Annotated in this window: 13 protein-coding genes and 1 pseudogene; 11 read left to right on the forward strand and 3 right to left on the reverse strand. The window is 71.9% G+C overall.

All coding sequences use genetic code 11. The features are described 5' to 3' along the window. The first annotated feature begins 72 nt into the window (after positions 1–72). Positions 73–750 carry a LysM peptidoglycan-binding domain-containing protein gene (locus tag LQ326_RS00190; RefSeq protein ID WP_234531271.1) on the forward strand — a complete coding sequence of 226 codons (678 nt, stop codon included), beginning with the start codon at positions 73–75 and terminating at the stop codon, positions 748–750. 513 nt (positions 751–1263) lie between these two features. Continuing rightward, the gene (locus LQ326_RS00195) at positions 1264–1479 is read left to right on the forward strand and encodes an I78 family peptidase inhibitor (RefSeq protein ID WP_234531272.1); all 216 of its coding nucleotides are present in this window, start codon (positions 1264–1266) and stop codon (positions 1477–1479) included. 104 nt (positions 1480–1583) lie between these two features. Here the strand turns inward: LQ326_RS00195 and LQ326_RS00200 are convergent, their stop codons facing one another. Together LQ326_RS00200 and LQ326_RS00205 are read right to left on the reverse strand one after the other, a co-directional pair. Continuing rightward, on the reverse strand, positions 1584–2609 hold the full coding sequence (locus tag LQ326_RS00200) for a phosphatase PAP2 family protein (protein ID WP_234531273.1): 1026 nt from the start codon (positions 2607–2609) through the stop codon (positions 1584–1586). A 237-nt stretch (positions 2610–2846) separates the two neighbouring features. Then, entirely contained in the window at positions 2847–4163 is a 1317-nt protein-coding gene (locus LQ326_RS00205; protein WP_234531274.1) for a mannosyltransferase family protein, read from the reverse strand. A 258-nt stretch (positions 4164–4421) separates the two neighbouring features. Between LQ326_RS00205 and LQ326_RS00210 the strand changes: the two genes are divergently transcribed. Continuing rightward, on the forward strand, positions 4422–6032 hold the full coding sequence (locus tag LQ326_RS00210) for an MFS transporter (protein ID WP_234531275.1): 1611 nt from the start codon (positions 4422–4424) through the stop codon (positions 6030–6032). Between the two features lie 135 nt (positions 6033–6167). Beyond that, positions 6168–7361, forward strand: a complete 1194-nt coding sequence (locus LQ326_RS00215; RefSeq protein WP_234531276.1) for an acyl-CoA dehydrogenase family protein — start codon at positions 6168–6170, stop codon at positions 7359–7361. A 36-nt stretch (positions 7362–7397) separates the two neighbouring features. Here LQ326_RS00215 and LQ326_RS00220 read toward each other — a convergent pair whose 3' ends face one another. Continuing rightward, positions 7398–7838, reverse strand: coding sequence for a cell division protein SepF (locus LQ326_RS00220; RefSeq protein WP_181806499.1), 441 nt, complete (start codon positions 7836–7838; stop codon positions 7398–7400). Between the two features lie 1563 nt (positions 7839–9401). Here LQ326_RS00220 and LQ326_RS00225 point away from each other — a divergent pair. From LQ326_RS00225 to LQ326_RS00255, 7 genes and pseudogenes are all read left to right on the forward strand, one after another. Next, a complete protein-coding gene (locus LQ326_RS00225; protein ID WP_234531277.1) occupies positions 9402–11156 on the forward strand; it encodes an FAD/NAD(P)-binding protein in 1755 nt (584 codons plus the stop codon). Between the two features lie 12 nt (positions 11157–11168). Next, a pseudogene (locus LQ326_RS00230) lies at positions 11169–11441 on the forward strand (LLM class flavin-dependent oxidoreductase); the annotation flags it as partial. Positions 11442–11478: 37 nt separating this feature from the next. After that, the gene (locus tag LQ326_RS00235) at positions 11479–12258 is read left to right on the forward strand and encodes a DUF1684 domain-containing protein (RefSeq protein ID WP_234531278.1); all 780 of its coding nucleotides are present in this window, start codon (positions 11479–11481) and stop codon (positions 12256–12258) included. Positions 12259–12508: 250 nt separating this feature from the next. Further along, positions 12509–13408 (forward strand): S1 family peptidase, encoded by a 900-nt coding sequence (locus tag LQ326_RS00240; protein WP_181808197.1) that lies wholly within the window; start codon positions 12509–12511, stop codon positions 13406–13408. A gap of 123 nt (positions 13409–13531) precedes the next feature. Then, entirely contained in the window at positions 13532–14368 is an 837-nt protein-coding gene (locus LQ326_RS00245) for a slipin family protein (RefSeq protein ID WP_234531279.1), read from the forward strand. A 725-nt stretch (positions 14369–15093) separates the two neighbouring features. Continuing rightward, on the forward strand, positions 15094–18546 hold the full coding sequence (locus LQ326_RS00250) for a DNA polymerase III subunit alpha (protein ID WP_234531280.1): 3453 nt from the start codon (positions 15094–15096) through the stop codon (positions 18544–18546). Further along, positions 18543–19541, forward strand: coding sequence for a DNA polymerase Y family protein (locus LQ326_RS00255; RefSeq protein ID WP_234531282.1), 999 nt, complete (start codon positions 18543–18545; stop codon positions 19539–19541). Before LQ326_RS00250 ends, LQ326_RS00255 begins: the two co-directional genes overlap by 4 nt. Positions 19542–19576: the final 35 nt, after the last annotated feature.

The following is a 19576-nucleotide window of genomic DNA, read 5'->3' on the forward strand; positions in this document are numbered from 1 at the left end:
CGAGGAACCGCGTCCATCGCGCGGGGACCGCGTCCCGCCTGGGGGACCCCGGGTACGTGGAGAGGGAAATACATGTCCGAGTGTGCCGATACCACCCGTGAGACCGCCGCGGACAAGAGCGGCTCCCGCAAGGGCCGTACGACGGCCGCCCTGGCCGGAGCGGCGCTGCTCGCCCCGCTGGGCCTGCTGGCGGCCACCGGCAACGCCGCGGCGGCGGACAACGGAGTGTGGGACCGCATCGCCCAGTGCGAGAGCGGCGGCAACTGGCACATCAACACCGGCAACGGCTACTACGGCGGACTCCAGTTCTCCGCCTCCACCTGGCGCGCGTACGGCGGCACCGCCTACGCGGCGACGGCCGACCAGGCCTCCAGGCAAGCGCAGATCGCCGTCGCCACCAAGGTCCAGCACGCCCAGGGCTGGGGCGCGTGGCCGGTCTGCTCGGGGCGGGCCGGGGCGACCGGCTCGGCGCCCGAGAGCGCCTCGGTGACCACGAGGAGCACCACGGAGTCGGCGACCAAGTCGTCGACGCCGTCGGCCGCCAGGAAGCCGGCCCCCGCGGCGAAGGCGCCGCAGCGTTCGACGGCGGGCGCCTCTTCCAGGGGGCACTACACCGTCCGCGAGGGCGACACCCTGAGCCAGATCGCCGAACGGCACGGCACCACCTGGCAGCGCCTCTACGCCGCCAACAAGGCCGTCATCGGCGACGACCCGAACCTCATCGTGCCCGGACAGCGCCTCGCGCTCTGACGCGACTCCCTGACTGGCACCGCCCCGCACCGCCCTGCTCCGCCCGGTCCGACCCGGGCGGAGCCCGGTGCGTTTTGGGGGCATGTACATGCTTTGAATGAGAGCGGGCCTCGCGATGTGAGGGCGATTCATGTACGGGCGGCGGGCTTCGAGTTCACCCTGCCGCACCCCCTCCCGGCCCGCGCGGTAGGGGGTCGTGTGCCGAACCGGTGAATCTCTTATGTGTGGTCAGCTTCCGTGCGGGTCACCGGAATCGAAATGGAATGCGCGCGCCGGAGGGCCTTCGAACGCGGCTCCCGGTTCTTTCCGGCGGCTTTTCGGGAGCCTCTGCCGGCATCGGGGAATTGCGCTCGAATGCGCCAGGAAGACGTAGGAAACCGCTCGAACGTGTGACAGAGTTCGATCGAAACGCGTGTCGTGATTCTGTGACAGAAGCGTGACCGTGACGGGCGTGGGACTTCGGCCCCCGATCCCGGCTTCCGTCTCCGCCGCGAGCGGCCTAGCGTGGGCCGTATGGCACCGGACACCGCTCCGCCGAAGGAGCCACAGGACAGCCCGCAGGGGTACGTAGGCCTCGACGCGGTCGACGCGGAACGGCTCGCCCGGCAGCGGGGGTGGACCACGGTGCGTTCGCTGCCGCCGGGCGCGATCATCACCATGGAGTACCGGGTGGGGCGGCTCAACTTCGAGGTGCGCGACGGCGTCGTGGCGCGCTCCTGGAAGGGCTGACCGTACGACGGCGAAGGCCCCGGTTCCCGCAGGGGGAACCGGGGCCCTCGCGTGCCGGGGGCCGGCTGTGCGTACCTGACCCCGCTGTCACCGTGGTACGGCCGTCAGCCGCCCGTCAGCGGGCGGACCGCCTGGGCGGCGGTGCCGCGCGGCTGCCGCTCGGGGTGCTGCGGGCGGCGGCTGCCCGCCGGGGTCACCGGGGTGCGCTCCGAGCGGGCGGTGTGCGGGCCGGGTGCCAGATGCAGATGGACCGGGGCCCTGGGGGCGCGGGCCAGGGAAACCGGCTCGGGCTCCGGCGCCGGCTGCTCGACGGGCGCCGGGCGCGGCTTGAGGACGACGGGCACCGGGACGGGCGCGGGCACCATGCTGCCGCGGCGGGCACGCCAGCGGTCGCGCAGGTCGAAGAGCCAGGTCTCGGCGCGGGCGATGAACGGCTCGCACCACGGCAGCGCCAGCAGGATCAGCAGTCCCGCGGCCCAGCCCAGCAACACGTCGCTCAGCCAGTGCGTACCGAGGTAGACGGTGGACATGCCGACGCCGAGGGAGGTGACCGCCGAGGCCGCGGAGAGCCAGCGGCGGGCCCTCGGGGTGGAGGCCAGATAAGCCAGAATTCCCCAGGTCACCACCGCGTTGGCGGTGTGTCCGCTGGGGAATATATCGCCGCCCAGGCCCATCTCGTTCGAGCCGATGACGGTCGCGTAGTGCGGTCCGAGGCGCCCCATGCCGAGCTTGGCGGCACCGACCGTGATGTTGAGCAGCAGCAGTGAGGCACCGAGCGTCAGCAGTGGGCGCACGGTGTGCTGCCGCCACGATCGCCAGCCCAGCCAGGCCGCGACCATCACGGCGGTCGGTCCGCGCTGGCCGAGGACCACGTAGTAGTCGACGAACCAGTGGATTCCCGCCCACTGCTGGTACGGCCGGAAGAACATGACCTGCCAGTCGAGCCGGACCAGCCACGACGTGATCACGACGGCCCACACGATCGCCAGGTAGAAGGCGAGGGTCGCGGCGAACAGCACGACCCGGTGCCGGCTCATCTTCGGCACATCAATGTGGGCCGGCCGTTCCGGCTCACGGTCCAGCCTGGCGAACACCCGGTCCAGACGGGTGAGGTTTCGTTCGGTACGCACCCAATCGACGTTACAGCGAGTGAGCTCTGTTCCCGGTCGGAACTGCCGCTTTGTGATGACGATGTGATGTGGGAAACCTCTCAGGAGGCTTCGAATTCTAATGATTCCCTAATCCTCGGCGAGTCTGCCCTTCAATTCCTTTGATCATGCCGGGTCGCTGTTTTGTGGCACTTATGAATTCGTTAACCAAAGCATGGGGTGGAATTCTCCCGCCGCTCACCGGGGCCACCGAAATGATCATGGGGGCCCGGAGCCGTTCAGCCAGAACGCGCCATAGACCGCCGAGGCCACCGCCACACCGGCCGTGACCAGTGCTGATCTGCTGGTGCGCAACCGGGTGAGGGCCCGGGCGAGCGGCAGCAGCACCGGGAAGGCCGGCATCAGCAGCCGCGGCTTGGACCCGAAGTAGCTCGACGCGCAGAGCGCGAGCGCGAGGACGACACCCGTGTAGACCAGCAGGGGAAGCGGTTGCCGCTGCCGGATGCCGGTCACGTAGAGCCACAGCAGCAGGCCGACGCCGAGGATCAGACCCGCTCCGGCCGCAGCGGACGGAAATGACGTGAACTTGTCGGCGACGAAGCGTGCGAACGCGTAGCCGCCGTCGAAGCCGTTGCGCCAGCCCGCCTGGACGTCCAGGTAGCCGAGCGGGCCCCGGCCGGTGCGGTGGCCGACCCACAGCACGTAGGCGGCGGCGCCGACGGGGGCGAGGGCCATGCCGAGGACGCGGTGCCGGGCCGGGGCGCCGGTGGGCGTGACGAAGAAGGTGGTGATGGAGTCGACGAGGGGGGCGCGTGTCGCCTTTGACGCGCCGCTTGTCTGCGGGGTGCGCCCGGCGCCGGCCTCCTCAGGAGCGCGTCCGTCAAGGTGTGCGCCGCCCGCCTGGTCCGCACCACCGCCGCGCGCGCCCGCGCTCCGATCCCGCACGAACGAGACCACCCCCGCCGTCCACACCGCCGCCACCACGGCGAGCCCCACCGGCCGGGTCAGCCCCGCCAGCGCGGCCAGCGCCCCGGCGCTCACCCAGCGGCCGGTCAGCACGGCGTACAGCGACCACGCGGCCAGCGCCGTGAACAGCGACTCGCTGTACGCCATCGACTGCACGATCCCGACGGGCAGCACGGCCCACAGCAGCACCGCGCAGACTCCCACCCGCCGGCCGTACACGACGTCCGTGACCGCGAAGATCCCCCAGGCCGCGGCGAGCGAGGCGAGCAGGCTCACGGTGAAGCCGGCGTCGGCGTACGACAGGGGCGTGAGCGCGTGCAGCAGGCGCTCCAGCCAGGGCAGCAGCGGGAAGAAGGCCAGGTCGGAGTGGACGTCGCCGTTCGGCAGCCGCACCTCGTAGCCGTAGCCCGGGCCGGCGACCCGCGTGTACCAGAGCGAGTCCCAGCGCGCCGTCAGCAAGGTGTAGGCGCTCTTGCCGCGTGCCGCGCTCCACCCGGCCAGCACGGCCAGGCCGAGGGCGCGTACGGCCGCGTACCCGAGCAGGGCCGGCGCCGCCCGGCGCAGGGCGGGCGCGCGCGGGGCCGCCACGGGCGTTTCAAGATCGGTCACGGGCTCGATTATCGACGGGGGCGGAACCGCGGGGTCCGCGCGGGCGTGGTGCGGAGCGGGGCAGTGGCGTACGCCACACGAGTTCTCCGGAGCGTGTGAGAGGTCCGCCACGTGCCCCCGGAACGAACTCGCGTACGCTGGCGTGTCACTCGCGTTCGTATGCGCGGGCCGGAGACCCTGCTCCTCTCCGGCCGCACGACGGGGCGTCCCCACCCCGTCGGTCCGCCGCACGCGAGGGATCATCTGGGAGGTACGTACATGTCCGGGACGACCACGGCCGCCGTACGACCGCGCCGTCGGACGGCGTCCGGGGCCGGTGCCCGTGCCAACCGCTGGGTCGTCCTCGTCGTCCTCTGCGTCAGCCTGCTGCTGGTCGCCCTCGACGCGACCGTGCTGCATGTCGCGGTGCCCGCCGTCACCGAGGACCTCAAGCCCGGCGCCATGGAACTGCTCTGGATCGTCGACGTCTACCCGCTGGTCTGCGCCTCGCTGCTGATTCTCTTCGGCACGCTCGGCGACCGGGTGGGCCGGCGGCGCGTCCTGCTCCTCGGCTACGCCCTGTTCGGCATCGCCTCCGCGGCGGCCGCCCTCGCACCGAGCGCCGCGGCGCTGATCGGGGCCCGCGCGCTGCTCGGGGTCGGCGGAGCGATGATCATGCCGGCGACCCTCTCCATCCTCCGGCAGGTCTTCCCCGACCGCCGGGAGCGGGCCCTCGCCATCGGCATCTGGAGCGCGGTGGCGGCGGTCGGCGCGGCCGTCGGCCCCCTCCTCGGCGGCTTCCTGCTCGAACACTTCTGGTGGGGCTCCGTCTTCCTGGTCAACATCCCGCTGATGCTGGTCAGCCTCCCGGTGGGACGGATCTTCCTCCCCGAGTCGCGCGGCGACCGCGACGGCCCCTGGGACGTGCTCGGCGCGCTGATGGCGGCGGTCGGCCTGTTCGGCGTGGTGTTCGCCGTGAAGCGCCTCGGCGGCGGCGAACCGGCCGCCGACGCGCTGACGGTGGCGCCGCTCGTGCTGGGCGCGCTGTTGCTGGTCCTCTTCGTACGACGGCAGCGGCGGCGGACGTTTCCGCTGGTGGACCTGGCGATGTTCGCGCGGCCGGCGTTCAGTACGGCGGTGGGCTGCATCGTGCTGGCGATGCTGGCACTGGTGGGCCTTGAGCTGATCGCCGCGCAGTATCTGCAACTGGTGCTGGGGCTCTCGCCGCTGCAGACGGGGCTGCGGCTGCTGCCGCTGACGCTCGCCGCGATGGCGGCGGGGCTGGCCGGGGCACGGATGCTGCGGCGGTTCGGGCCGCGCCGGATGGTGTGCTTCGGCTTCTGCCTCACGGCGGCGGCGGTCCTCACGCTGACGGCGATGGGCGGGGTGGACAACGCGGGCCTGCTGCTCGCCGGTTTCCTGCTGCTCGGGTTCGGTCTGGAGACCACCCTCTTCGGGGCGTACGAGTCGATGCTGAGCGAGGCGCCGGCGGCGCAGGCCGGCGGGGCGGCGGCGATCGGGGAGACCTCGTACCAGCTGGGTGCCGGGATCGGGATCGCGCTGCTCGGCAGTGTGATGAACGCGGCGTACGCGCCCGGGCTGGCGGCCGTGCCGGGGGTGCCGGCGCCGGCGTCGGCCGCGGCGGGGCACTCGCTGGGGGAGGCGTACGCGGTCGCCGGACGGCTGGGCGGGGCGGCGGGGACGGCGCTGCGGCGGGCGGCGCGGGACTCCTTCGTGCACGGGCTGCATGTGACGTTGCTGGTGAGTGCGGGGCTGTTGTTGCTCGGGGCGGTGATGGCGCTGCGGTTGCCGCGCGCCATGCACTGCGAGGAGGTTCCGGTGGAACTTCCCGCTCCCCGGGAACCCCAGCGCTCCCGCGTCTCGGCGTAGCTCCTGCGGGAGGGGGCTGACCCATGGGGGCGTTTTCGCTGTCGGCGGGTGGGCCCGGGTGGTGTGTGGGTGGGCCGGCGGGGAGACTGCGCGTAGTCTGACCTAACTAGCGGTGCTAGTTTTGGGAGGGTTCTGATGTCCGCGTCCGTGAAGTTGCCCCCGTTCGATGCCGGTGATCCGCTGGGGATCGACGACCTTCTGGAGCCGGAGGATCTCGCCGTACGGGAGACCGTGCGGAACTGGGCGGCCGACCGGGTGCTGCCGTTCGTCGCCGAGTGGTACGAGAGCGGCGAGCTGCCCCGTGTCCGGGAGCTCGCCAAGGAGCTCGGGTCGATCGGGGCGCTCGGTATGTCACTCGACGGGTACGGCTGTGCCGGAGCCTCCGCCGTGCAGTACGGGCTCGCCTGCCTGGAGCTGGAGGCCGCCGACTCGGGTATCCGCTCGCTCGTCTCCGTGCAGGGATCGCTCGCCATGTACGCGATCCACCGGTTCGGGAGTGAGGAGCAGAAGACCCGCTGGCTGCCGGGCATGGCCGCCGGCGACGTCATCGGGTGCTTCGGGCTCACCGAGCCGGATCACGGGTCCGACCCGGCCGCCATGCGGACGTACGCCAAGCGCGACGCGGGCGGTGACTGGGTGCTGGGCGGGCGGAAGATGTGGATCACCAACGGATCGGTGGCGGGCGTCGCCGTCGTGTGGGCGCAGACGGAGAACGGGATCCGCGGCTTTGTGGTGCCCACGGACACCCCGGGCTTCTCCGCGCCGGAGATCAAGCACAAGTGGTCGCTGCGGGCCAGCGTCACCAGTGAGCTGGTGCTGGACGACGTCCGGCTGCCTGCCGATGCCGTACTGCCGGAAGTCACCGGGCTCAAGGGGCCGCTCAGCTGTCTGTCGCACGCCCGGTACGGGATCGTGTGGGGCGCCATGGGCGCGGCGCGCACCTGCTTCGAGACCGCCGTCGACTACGCGAAGTCGCGGGAGCAGTTCGGTCGGCCCATCGGCGGCTTCCAGCTCACCCAGGCCAAACTCGCCGACATGGCGGTCGAACTGCACAAGGGAATCCTGCTCGCCCATCATCTGGGGCGGCGGATGGATGCCGGCCGCCTCCGTCCCGAGCAGGTCAGTTTCGGCAAGCTCAACAACGTACGCGAGGCCATCGAGATCTGCCGTACGGCGCGGACGATCCTCGGGGCGAACGGGATCTCGCTGGAGTACCCGGTGATGCGGCATGCGACCAACCTCGAATCGGTGCTCACCTACGAGGGCACCGTCGAGATGCACCAGCTGGTGCTGGGCAAGGCACTCACCGGACTCGACGCCTTCCGGTGACCCCGCGTGAGGGCAGGGCCGGTGAGCGGCCCTGCCTCAGCTCTGGTTGAAGAAGCCGTCCTCCCGGCGCGAGGCCGGCTCACCGCTGACGATCTCGGTGTTGGCGGGGGTCAGCAGGAAGACCCGGTTGGCGACCCGCTCGATCGTGCCGCGCAGGCCGAAGGTCAGCCCGGCCGCGAAGTCGACCACCCGCTTGGCGTCGGCCGGCTCCATGGCCGTGAGGTTCACGATGACCGGGACGCCCTCCCGGAACAGCTCGCCGAGCGCGCGGGCGTCCCGGAAGCTGTCCGGGGTGACCGTGCCGATCCGGCGGCCCTTGTCCTCGGCGGTGTCCGACGCCACCTTGACCCGGGGGTCGGTGACCCAGGCATCCCCGGGCTGCTCGGTCCCTTCGGAGTAGTCGTCGTCGTAGTAGCGCTCGTCATCGTTGTCGTCGACGAGGCCAAGCCAGGCACTCGCCTTGCGTACCGATCCCATGGACGCCTCCTCTCACAGCGGTCTTTTCTGCTTCCGCATCCCTATCGTCGTCCATGATGCGGATGTCGCGCCAAGTGGATAGACGCCGCACGGGGGGTTTGTGACGGTACTGGTGCAGAGCCAAAACGTCGAGAGCCCAGGTACCCCAAGGGCGTTAGCTCACACGGCTGCTGACTGTGAGTGAAATATGATTGTCTCCGGCGTCCGGGTGATGAACGGTGCGTCCGGGTGAACGGGCGGAGGCGGTCCGGGGTGTCCCCGGACCGTTTTCGGCGGGCCGCCAGGCGGTTGGTCCGCCCGGTCGTCCGCGGCGGTGATGTGAGGAAAAGGCCTGGTGGGCGGCGTACTTGTGAGTCCGGGCGCGGTCGCGTCGGGTCTGCCGCAGCGCTCCGGACGGTCATCGCGGGGCGACGCGGCCCATCGTGGGTTCCGACGCGCGGCTCTGACGACGGATCAGGGGTCGCGGTCGGCTCGGGTGCGGCGGTCGGCGTCAACCGGCGTGCGGGTCCGTCACCGGATACGGGTGCGCGGCGCGGGGCGGTCGCCTCGGCATTCACCTTGATCCTGTTTCCGTGACGTAAAACAAAAACATGATCGGGTGAACGTGGCCCGGAGATGTTCGTCGGCCGCAGCGCAGAACCATTTCTGCGCCAGTTCCGCCCGTCCCTCAACTCGTCCCATGGTTAAGGAACTTCCGTGCAAGCAGCCCCCATTCGCAGCAGGCTCCCGGGGATTCCGGTCCCGGCCGCCCTCGCACTCCTGCTGACCGGAGGAGGTGCGGGGTGCTGGGGGCGTTGGCGGACCGGGTGATCGGGCAGCGGGTCGGCCCGGGCGGAGGAGGGCGGCGGTGAGGGCGCGGCAGGAGGCTGGGCGTGGCGCCGACGTCGCGGCTGCGGGTTCGTCGTGGCTGGTCGTGCCCATGCGGCCAAGCCGCGCATCCGCGAGCTCCGCGCCCCCTTTGGGGCACGTGAAGCCGGCGTCGTTCTTGCGGGTGCGGGTGCGGGTGCGGGTGCGGGTGCGGGTGCGCGGTGCGCGGTGCGCGGTGCGCGGTGCGCGGTGCGCGGTGCGTAGTGCGTAGTGCGAGGGGAGGGGTGTGCGCGTGTGAAGGCGAAGGGCGGAACGGGGGAGAACGCGAAGAGTCCCCGCTGTCCGCGGGGCGCGCAGGGGGTCAGCTCAACAGGAACAGGACCACACGCGACCGAAGTCGATGTGGGAGCGGGTGACCAGCCACTGCTGCGGATGCATGGGCCAAGTGGAACAGGTCTCCGGTTTTCCGTCAACTGACCTGAGACGCGCTGCCCACACTCTGGACACCCTTGACAACGAGGGGAAACGGCACCGTACAGTCGACGGACGGCCCTGCTGAGGGGCTCGGCCGTAAGAGCGCCGTATCCCGGCGCTCCGTGTGAAGGCAGCCGCACCACCGCGTGCGCGTCCACCGTGTTCGATTGATCCGCCACGGAGCCTTCGCATGTCTTCCGAGACCCCCGCCAGAGCCACCCCCGCCACCGCCCCCGGCATACCCGGACTCGCGGCCGACCGCCCCACCTCGAAGGCCGCCCGATGAGGCCGCAGCTGGTGATCGTGGGAGCCGGGCCGCGGGGGACCGGACTCCTGGAGCGCATCGCCGCCAACGCCCCCGAGCTGTACGCCGGTTCCGGCCTCGACATCCATCTGGTCGACCCGCATCCGCCGGGCGCCGGACGCATCTGGCGGGCCGCCCAGTCGCCGCTGCTGTGGATGAACTCGCACGCCGAGGACGTCACCATGTTCACGGACGAGACGGTGCGGATGGCCGGGCCGGTGCGGGAGGGCCCCACCCTGCACGAGTGGGCGGCCCTGGACGGCCGTACCTTCGCCGACCGGCAGATCCAGGGCCGCTATCTGCGCCACGTCTACGACCGCGCCGTCGCCGACCTCCCCGAGGGCGTCACCGTGCACCACCACCCGCGCCGTGCCCTGCGGGTGAGCGGGCCGCGCGAGGGCCGTCAGCAGGTCTGGCTGGAGGGCAGGCCGCGCCCGCTCCTCGCCGACCTCGTGGTCCTCGCCCTCGGCCACCTGGACGCCGAACTCGACCCGGAACAGCAGGCACTGGCCGCGTACGCCGACGCGCACGGCCTGCTCCACCTGCCGCCCGACTTCACCGCCGACAGCGACCTGTCCGCACTGCGGCCCGGCGAACCGGTGCTGGTCCGGGGGTTCGGGCTCGCCTTCGTCGACCTGATGGTGCTGCTCACCGAGGGGCGGGGCGGGCGTCACGACGGTGACACCTATGTGCCGTCCGGGCAGGAGCCGCTGCTGTACGTCGGGTCGCGGCGCGGAGTGCCGTACCACTCGAAGATCGGGTACGACTGGACCGGCGAACGCCCGCCGCTGCCCCGCTTCCTCGGACCCGGCGAGACCGACGAACTGCTCGCCCGGCCCGGTGGCTTCGACTTCCGGCGGGACGTGTGGCCGCTGGTGGAGAAGGAGCTGGGGTTCGCCCACTACCACCGGCTGTTCACCGTCCATCCCGAGCGGACGGCCGTGGCCTGGCGGGACTTCGAGGAGAAGTACGCCGCCGCCGAGGGCGGCGCGGACCTGCGGGCGCTGGTGGCGGCCGCGGTACCGGATCCGGCCGACCGGCTCGATCTCGCGGCGCTGGACCACCCGCTGGACGGGGTCCGTTACCGGTCGCACGAGGAGTTCCAGGACGGGCTGTGCGGCTACATCGAGGCGGACCTGAGCCGCCGGCACGATCCCGGGTACAGCCCCGACCTGGCGGTGTTCCTCGGGCTGCTCTCCGTCTACGGACAGTTGGTACGGCTCGGCGACATCGATTCCTGGTGGCACGGGTTCTTCAGCTACCTCGCCTCCGGGCCGCCCGGCCCCCGGCTGCGGCAGATGCTCGCGCTGTCCCGGGCCGGGGTACTGCGGTTCGTCGGCGCCGGGATGACGGTGACGGCCGAGGACGGGGTCTTCCGGGCGTCCGCCGAGACCGTGCCCGGGTTCGCCGTGGAGGCGCGGGCCCTCGTCGAGGCGCGGCTGCCCGAACCGACCATGGGACGTGCCCGGGACCCGCTGCTGCGCGAACTGCACGCCGGCGAGGCCGCCGAGACGGCCGACGGGCTGCTCAGGGTGGACCCCGCCGACGGGCGGATCCTCGACCGGGGCGGGCGGCCGCATCCCCGGCGGTTCGCGCTCGGGCCGTTCACGAACAGCCGTACGCCCGGGGCCTTCACCCGGCCGCGCACCGGAGGGCCCGCGTTCCGGCAGAACGACGCCACGGCACGCGCGGCGCTGGCCTTCCTGGCCGACCTGGCGGGATCCGCCTCATGAGCGGCGTGGCCGACAGGACGGACACCGCTGCCTCGGCCGGTGGATCTGGCGGAACTGGTCGCCGGCTGGCACGGTGAGGGTGCCGCCGACGGCTTCCACCTGGTCCCCGCCGAACCGCGCCGCGACCCGGAGCGGCTGGTCAACGGCACCGGGGCCCTCCTCCAACACCGCGGCCTGTTCCGCACCTTCTACCCGGGCGGCACCCTGCGCGAGCACCTCGGCCTCGCCCGGCCCGCCGGGCAGCCCACGGTGCCCTGCACCCCCTTGCGCACACGAGAGACATGACGTGAGTCGTGACGAAAGCAATGGAAGGACTGATCATATGAACGCGGACGCGTCCGGGGACTGGAAGCGCTGGCACGAACACCGCGAGGAGACGGTGTCGGCGCCGTACGGGCCGCTCGCGCTGGTCGGCAGCCACTGGATCGAGGACCACCCGGGCGGCCGGCTCCCGGCCGTCCCCGGAGTCTGGACCGCCGACGAGGACGGCGTCGTGCTCACCGCGACGGCGGCCGACGGCCTGGCCCTGGACGGCGAGCCCTTCGCCGGTGAGATCCGGCTCGCCGCCGACCCCGAACCGTCGGCCCGGGTCACGTGGGGCGAGCGCCGGCTGGTCGTGCTGGTCCGCGAGGGCGTCTGGGGGGTACGGGAGTACGACCCGGCCGCCGGGCCCCGTCGCGCCTTCCGGGGCATCGACGCCACTCCGTACGACCCGCGCTGGTCGGTGCCGGGACACTTCACGCCGTACGACGACGACCCGCGCACCGTCCGCGTCGGCACCGCGGACGGAGTGGAGCGCGCGCTCGTGCTCGCCGGGGAACTCGGCTTCACCGTGGCCGGGCGGGAGCTGACGCTCCAGGTCGCCGAGCAGGCCGACGGCCGGCTGTGGGCGGTCTTCGCCGACACCACCAGCGGGGTCACCAGCTTCCGGTTCAGGTTCCTCTATTCGGCCGCCCCGGCCGCCGACGGCTCCACCACCGTCGACTTCAACCGGGCGCAGCTGCCGCAGTGCGCCTTCGCGGACCACTTCATCTGCCCTTTCCCGCCGCCGGGCAACACGCTGGACCTCGCGGTCGAGGCGGGGGAGCGCCGGCTCGCCTGAGGTTTCGACTGGTATGCGACAGGGTGTCAACTGGCCCGGACCGCGACGAGTTAACCCAAAGTCGGCGTGGTGCGCACCCAGCCGGGCGGCCGAAAGGCACCCTTGCGGGTACCGGTCGTTCGCCCGAATACTCCCCCTCAGCGCTTGTCAGGGACATGTGCGTCCGCAATCCGGGTGCCGTCCCCTGACTGCGCCTCACGGGCCCCGACCCCACGCGGGCCCCCGACTTCCCCCTGGGAGGGAACGAAAAGTGAGGATCAAGCGCACGACCCCCCGCAGCGGTGTCACGAGACGGACCCGGCTGATCGCCGTGGGCACCGGCTTCCTGGCCGCGGCCGCGTTCGCCGTCCCCACCGCGAGCGCGAGCACCACCCACACCTTCAGCGCCACCGAGCTGAAGGCAGTGAACAGCTCCGTTCTGAAGGCGGACGTCCCCGGCACCGCCTGGTCCGTCGACAGCAAGACCAACCGGGTCGTCGTCACCGTCGACAACACGGTCTCCAACGCCGAGATCGCCAAGATCAAGCGGCAGGCGGGCGCCGACGCCGGCGCGCTCACCATCAAGCACACCAACGGCACGTTCCGGAAGCTGATCACCGGCGGCGACGCCATCTACGGCGGCTCCTACCGCTGCTCGCTCGGCTTCAACGTGCACAGCGGGAGCACGTACTACTTCCTGACCGCCGGGCACTGCGGTCAGGTGGCCTCGACGTGGTACAGCAACTCCGGGCACACCACCGTCCTGGGCACGAACGTCAGTTACAGCTTCCCGACGAACGACTTCGCGCTGGTGAAGTACACCAACAGCTCGATCGCGCACCCGAGCGCGGTCGGCAGCCAGACCATCTCCAGCGCGGCCACGCCGAGCGTCGGGACGACGGTGTACCGCCGCGGTTCGACCACCGGCACCCACAGCGGCCGGGTCACCGCGCTCAACGCCACCGTCAACTACGGCAGCGGTGACATCGTCTACGGCATGATCCAGACCACGGTCTGTGCCGAGGGCGGCGACAGCGGCGGCCCGCTCTACGCGGGTTCCGTGGCGTACGGTCTGACCTCCGGCGGCAGCGGCGACTGCACCTCCGGCGGTACGACCTTCTTCCAGCCGGTCACCGAGGCGCTGAGCTACTACGGCGTGAGCGTCGGCTGACGACCCTTCGGATCGGTTCCTGGCGGGCCCCCGTACGCAACCGGCGTACGGGGGCTCGCTCTTGCGGGAACCGGGCGTTACGGTCGAAGGACCGTTGAAGTCAGTCACCCCCTGGGGGCCGGCATGGTCGAGGCGCTGACGGCGGCCGCAGCCGCTCTCGTGTCCGTCGGAGCGGTCTACGCGATGTCCGCGGCACGGGTCGTCAAACAGTACGAGCGGGGTGTGGTCTTCCGGCTCGGCCGGCTCCGGCCGGAGGTGCGTGGACCCGGGTTCACCATGATCCTCCCGTTCGTGGACCGGCTCCAGAAGGTCAACATGCAGATCGTCACGATGCCCGTGCCCGCGCAGGAGGGCATCACCCGGGACAACGTGACCGTGCGCGTCGACGCCGTCGTCTACTTCAAGGTGACCTCGCCCGCCGAGGCGGTGGTCCGGGTGGAGGACTACCGGTTCGCGGTCTCGCAGATGGCGCAGACCTCGCTCAGGTCCATCATCGGCAAGAGCGAGCTGGACGACCTGCTGTCCAACCGCGAAAAGCTCAACCAGGGACTGGAGTTGATGATCGACAGCCCGGCCGTGGAGTGGGGGGTGACCATCGACCGCGTCGAGATCAAGGATGTCTCGCTGCCCGAGACCATGAAGCGGTCCATGGCCCGGCAGGCCGAGGCCGACCGGGAGCGCCGGGCCCGTGTCATCAACGCCGACGCCGAACTGCAGGCCTCCAAGAAGCTCGCCGAGGCCGCCAAGGAGATGTCGGAGCAGCCCGCCGCCCTCCAACTGCGGCTGCTGCAGACGGTGGTGGCGGTCGCCGCCGAGAAGAACTCGACGCTGGTGCTGCCGTTCCCGGTGGAGCTGCTGCGGTTCCTGGAGCGGGCGCAGCAGCCACTGCCCGCGGCGGCAGGGGACGAAGGGGCCGGCGGGTCGGCGGGGGTGAATTCCGGCCAGGGCGGCCAGGGGTAGCCGGGGGCGGACGTCACTGCCCGCCGTCACGGCGCCGTCCGGGGCGCCGGGCGAGGGCGCGACGTCGGGCGCCGCCCGTGGTGTTCGCACCGCGAACTCTCCGCGGGCGACGGTGAACTGTGAGCGGTCCGCGCGCCGGGGCGCACAACATCAGCGCACGCGAGACCTGGAGTCGGCCTTGTGCGCTTCCTGCGGGGGCCCGGAACAGCAGGCGGCCGGCCGTCGACCGGCCTTCCGGCCCTTGCGGCCCCCCACCACCTTGCGGGCCCGCCCCCCACGGGAGGACGTGAGGTGAAGCACCGACGCATGCCCCGGCGCCGGGTGGCGCTCACGGGCCCGGGTGTCGTCGCGCTCATCGCGGCCGGAGCGTGGCGGTGGGGCTCTGAGGGCCGACGGTGAACGCTCGGGATCCGGCCGCCATTGACTACGGTGAGTGCTGTTCACGTTGCACGGGGTCGTCGGCGGGTTTCCCTGGAGTGCGGATGGTTATTGCGGGGTGCGTGGCGCGGGGGCGGTTCTCCTCAAGTGCGGTGACCGGCCGGAGGGCTGACGGGGCGGTGCCTGTTTCTGACGACGCCCGCCCTTCGATGAATCGCTGATGCGTTCGAATATAAGTCGCTTGCGGGTCGCTGACCGGGGCTGATGAGGTTAGAGTAATCGAACGCGAGTACGATGAACATATAGGGCGTATGTTCAGAAAAGGGGTGAAGTGATGGAGGTGCGGCATGACGGGCTTCGCTCATCTGCACGTCGCGTCCGGTTACTCCGCCCGCTACGGCGCCTCCCACCCCGAGCAGCTCGTCCGGCGGGCGGCCGAGCGGGGCATGTCCGCGCTCGCGCTCACCGACCGGGACACCGTCACCGGGGCTGTTCGATTCGCACGGGCCTGTGCGAAGGAGGGGGTCCGGCCGGTCTTCGGCATCGACCTGGCGGTTCAGGCCCTTGCGCCCCCGCCGCCCGCCCAGCGCCGGCGCACCCCGGCGCGCGGCGGCGCGCACGTGGTCGAGCCGCCGCTGCGGTTCGTGCTGCTCGCCCAGGACCGGGAGGGCTGGGCGCGGCTGTGCCGGATCACGTCGGCCGCTCATGTCGGTGCCGTGTCCGGTACGCCGCCGGTGGTGCCGTGGGAGGCGCTGCGCGAGTACGGCGGCCCGGGCCTGACCGTGCTGCTCGGTCCGCTCTCGGAGCCGGTGCGGGCCCTGTCGGCGGGCCGGGAGGACGTCGCGGTGAAGCTGCTGGCGTCCTGGCAGGAGATCTTCGGGAGGGATGTTCGATTGGAAGCCGTCGCGCAGAAACGTTCCGGCATGGGTCCGGGATCCCTGCGTCTGGCCGCCCGCACCCTCGCGCTGGCCGACCGCACCGGCACCACCGCCGTGCTCTCCAACGCCGTCCGCTACGCCGACCCCGGCGAGCACCGCCTCGCCGACGTTCTGGACGCCGCCCGCCTGCTGCGGCCGATCGACCGGCGACGGCTGGACAGCGGACAGCGCTGGCTCAGGGACGAGAGATCAATGGCAGCCGTCGCCCGCATGGTCGCCGAATGCGCCGGAGCGGACGACCGCCGGGCCCGCCGGCTGATGGCGGACACCGCGGCCACCGCGACAGCGTGCATCGTCGACCCGGCGGCCGACCTCGGTCTCGGCACCCCGCACCTCCCCGAACCGGCACTCTTCGGCGCCGAGCCGGGAGCCGGCGGCGCGGCCCGGCTGCTCCGCCTGCGCTGCGAGGACGGCCTGGTCCGCCGCGGCCTCGACCGCGACCGGGAGGCACTCGCCCGACTGGACGAGGAGCTCGCCGTCATCTCCCACTGGAACTACGACGCGTACTTCCTCGCCATCGGACAGGTCGTCGCCGACATCCGGGCCAAGGGCATCCGGGTCGCCGCCCGCGGCTCCGGCGCCGGTTCCCTGGTCTGCCACGCCCTGGACATCGCCACCGCCAACCCGCTCGACCACAGCCTGCTGTTCGAACGCTTCCTGAGCAGGCGCCGGGAGTCGCTGCCCGACATCGACATCGACGTGGAGTCCGCCCGGCGCCTGGAGTGCTACGACACGATCTTCGAACGCTTCGGCAAGGAGCGGGTGGCGGTCACCGCGATGCCCGAGACCTACCGCGCCCGCCGCGCCCTGCGCGACACCGGCCTCGCCCTCGGTATCGCGCCCGCCGACGTCGACCGGATCGCCAAGAGCTTCCCGCACCTGCGCGCCTGTGACATCACCGGTGCCCTCGCCGAACTGCCCGAACTGCGCCGGCTGGCCGCCGAGGCGCACCGGTACGGCCCCCTGTGGGAACTCGCCGAGGGCCTCGACTCCCTGGTCCACGGCATGGCCATGCATCCCTGTGGCGTGGTCGTCAGCGACGCCACCCTCCTGGACCGGCTGCCGGTGCAGCCCACCCCGCAGGGCGACTACCCGATGGCCATGGCCGCGAAGGAGGAGATCGAGGCGCTCGGCAACATCAAACTCGACGTCCTGGGCGTCCGGATGCAGTCCGCGATGGCCCACGCCGTCACCGAGATCGAACGGACCACCGGCAACCACATCGACCTCGACAACCCCCGGCAGGTACCGCTCGACGACGTCTTCGCCTTCAAGCTCATCCAGTCCAGCCAGACCCTGGGCCTGTTCCAGCTGGAGTCGCCCGGTCAGCAGGACCTGCTGTCCCGGCTCCAGCCCCGCGACGTGCAGGACGTCATCGCCGACATCAGCCTCTTCCGTCCCGGCCCGGTCGCCGGCGGCATGCCCGAGCGGTACATCGCCGCCCGTCATGGCGGTTCGCCCGGGTACGCGCACCCCGACCTGGAGCCGGTGCTCGCGGACACCTACGGCGTGACCATCTGGCATGAGCAGATCATCGAGACGCTGCGGGTGCTGACCGGCTGCGACCGGGCCTTCGGCGAGGTCACCCGGCGGGCGCTCGGCGACAAGGAACAGCTGCCCAGGATCAGGGACTGGTTCCACCAGCGGGCCGGCGCGCGTGGCTACAGCGCGGCCGTGCGGGACGAGGTGTGGAAGACCGTCGAGGCCTTCGGGGCGTACGGCTTCTGCCGCGCCCACGCGGTCGCCTTCGCCGTACCCGCCCTGCAGAGCGCGTGGCTCAAGGCGCACTACCCGGCGTTCCTGCTGGCCGGCCTCCTCGAGCACGACCCCGGGATGTGGCCCAAGCGGGTCCTCGTCTCCGACGCCCGCCGCCGCGGTGTCCCCGTCCTGCCCGTCGACGTCAACAACTCCCGGGTGCGGCACACCGTGGAGAAGACCGACGGAGACCGGTGGGGCGTGCGGCTGGCGCTGTCCGCGGTGCACGGCATCGGCGAGGCGGAGTGCGCCCGGATCGAGGAGGGGCAGCCGTACGGTTCGCTGTCGGACTTCTGGCAGCGGGCCCGCCCCAGCAGGCCGGTCGCCGAGCGCCTCGCCGAGATCGGTGCCCTGAACGGTCTGCACGACGGCCGCCTCACCCGGCGTGACCTGCTGCTCCAGATCGCCGAACTCCATCGCCAGTCCCGCAACCGGTCCGCGCACGAGGGTCAGCTGCCCCTCACCGCGGACGCCGTCGGCGGGGCCGAGCCGAGCGGGCTGCCGGAGATGACCGGCCGTGAGGCCCTGAGCGCCGAGCTGAGCACGCTCGGTATCGACGTCTCCAGGCACCTGATGGAGCACCACCACCGGCTGCTGCGGGAGATCGGCGCGACCGACGCGGCGCACCTGGCCGGTATGCGCGCCGGTCAGCAGGTCCTGGTCGCGGGGGTACGGGCTTCCACCCAGACCCCGCCGATCGCGAGCGGCAGGCGGATCATCTTCGTCACGCTGGAGGACGGGTCCGGGCTGGTCGACCTGGCCTTCTTCGAGGACTCGCACCCGGCGTGCGCGTACACCGTCTTCCACAGCGGGCTGCTGCTGGTGCGTGGCACGGTCCAGGTGCGCGGCAGTCGTCGTACCGTCGTCGGCACGATGGCCTGGGACCTGGACGAGATCGCCGCCGCCCGCCGCGACCACGGTCCCGAGGCCGCCCTCGCCCTGCTCGGCGCCCGTAGCCCGCATCCGACCCCCGCTCAGCCGCGGCGCACCCTGGCCGACGGCACCGCGGGCGCCCGCCTGCACCCGTACGCCGACCTCCAGCCCGCCGGCACCCGCTCGGCCGACCTGAAGAAGTTCGGCCACCGCAGCCCCGGGAGCGCGGGATGAGCGGGACGCTGGGGACGAGTGCGCGGCGGCGGCACATCGCCCACCTCCACCTGCACGCGGCACTGACCGAGGCCCAGTACGGCGATGTAATCGAACTGATGTCTGGAATCACGCCGCACGTCCAGGCCGTTCCGCCCGACGCCGTCCAGCTCGACCTGACGTCGGCGCTCCGGTACTTCGGGCTGTCCCCTTATGACGTAGTGCAGTTGGCGAAGATGAGGCTGAAGGCCCTCTACGGCATCGACAGCAGCGCCGGGCTCGCGGGCAACCGCATGCTGGCGGCCATGGCCGCCGACGCGTCCGCGCCCGGGGACACCACCTGGGTTCCCCTCGGGCAAGCGGCTGACTGGCTGTATCCGCGGCCGGTCACCGCGCTGCCCGGGGTCGGCCGCGGCACGGCGGAAACGCTTCGCAGATACGGTCTGCACACCATCGGCCAGATCGTCGACCTGCCCGCGGGGACCCTGCAACGGCTCCTCGGCGCGGGCCCCGCCCGGCTGCTGGCCGAACGCGCCCACGGCCACGACCCCCGCCCGGTCACCCCCTCGGAACCGGCGGCGCACCTGGCCGCCGACCTCGTGCTGGAACGGGACTGCCTCGACCCGGCGCAGCATCACCGAGCCGTCCTCGAACTCGCCGACCAGATCGGACAACGCCTGCGCGTCGAACACCTGATCGCCGGTCGGCTCACCCTCACGGTGCGGTATGCCGACCGCAGCTCCACCACGCGCACCCGCACACTGCCGGAGCCGACCGACCACTCACCCGCCCTCGCGGCCAGTGCTCTGACTCTGCTGAACGCACTGGGGCTACAGCGAGCACGGGTCCGCGCTTTCGCGGTCCGCGCGGACGCCCTGCTGCCCGAAGACGATGCCTACCGCCAGCTCTCCCTGGATCCCGGCGACGATCGCGCCCGAGCGGCCGAGGCGGCCGCCGACCGCGCCCGCCGCCGCTTCGGGCTGAAGGCTGTACGTCGAGCGACTCTGGCTGACTGACTGACTGACGGACGTGGACGCCGGGACGAACGGAA

The sequence above is a fragment of the Streptomyces shenzhenensis genome (assembly GCF_021462265.1).
Lineage (GTDB): Bacteria > Actinomycetota > Actinomycetes > Streptomycetales > Streptomycetaceae > Streptomyces > Streptomyces shenzhenensis.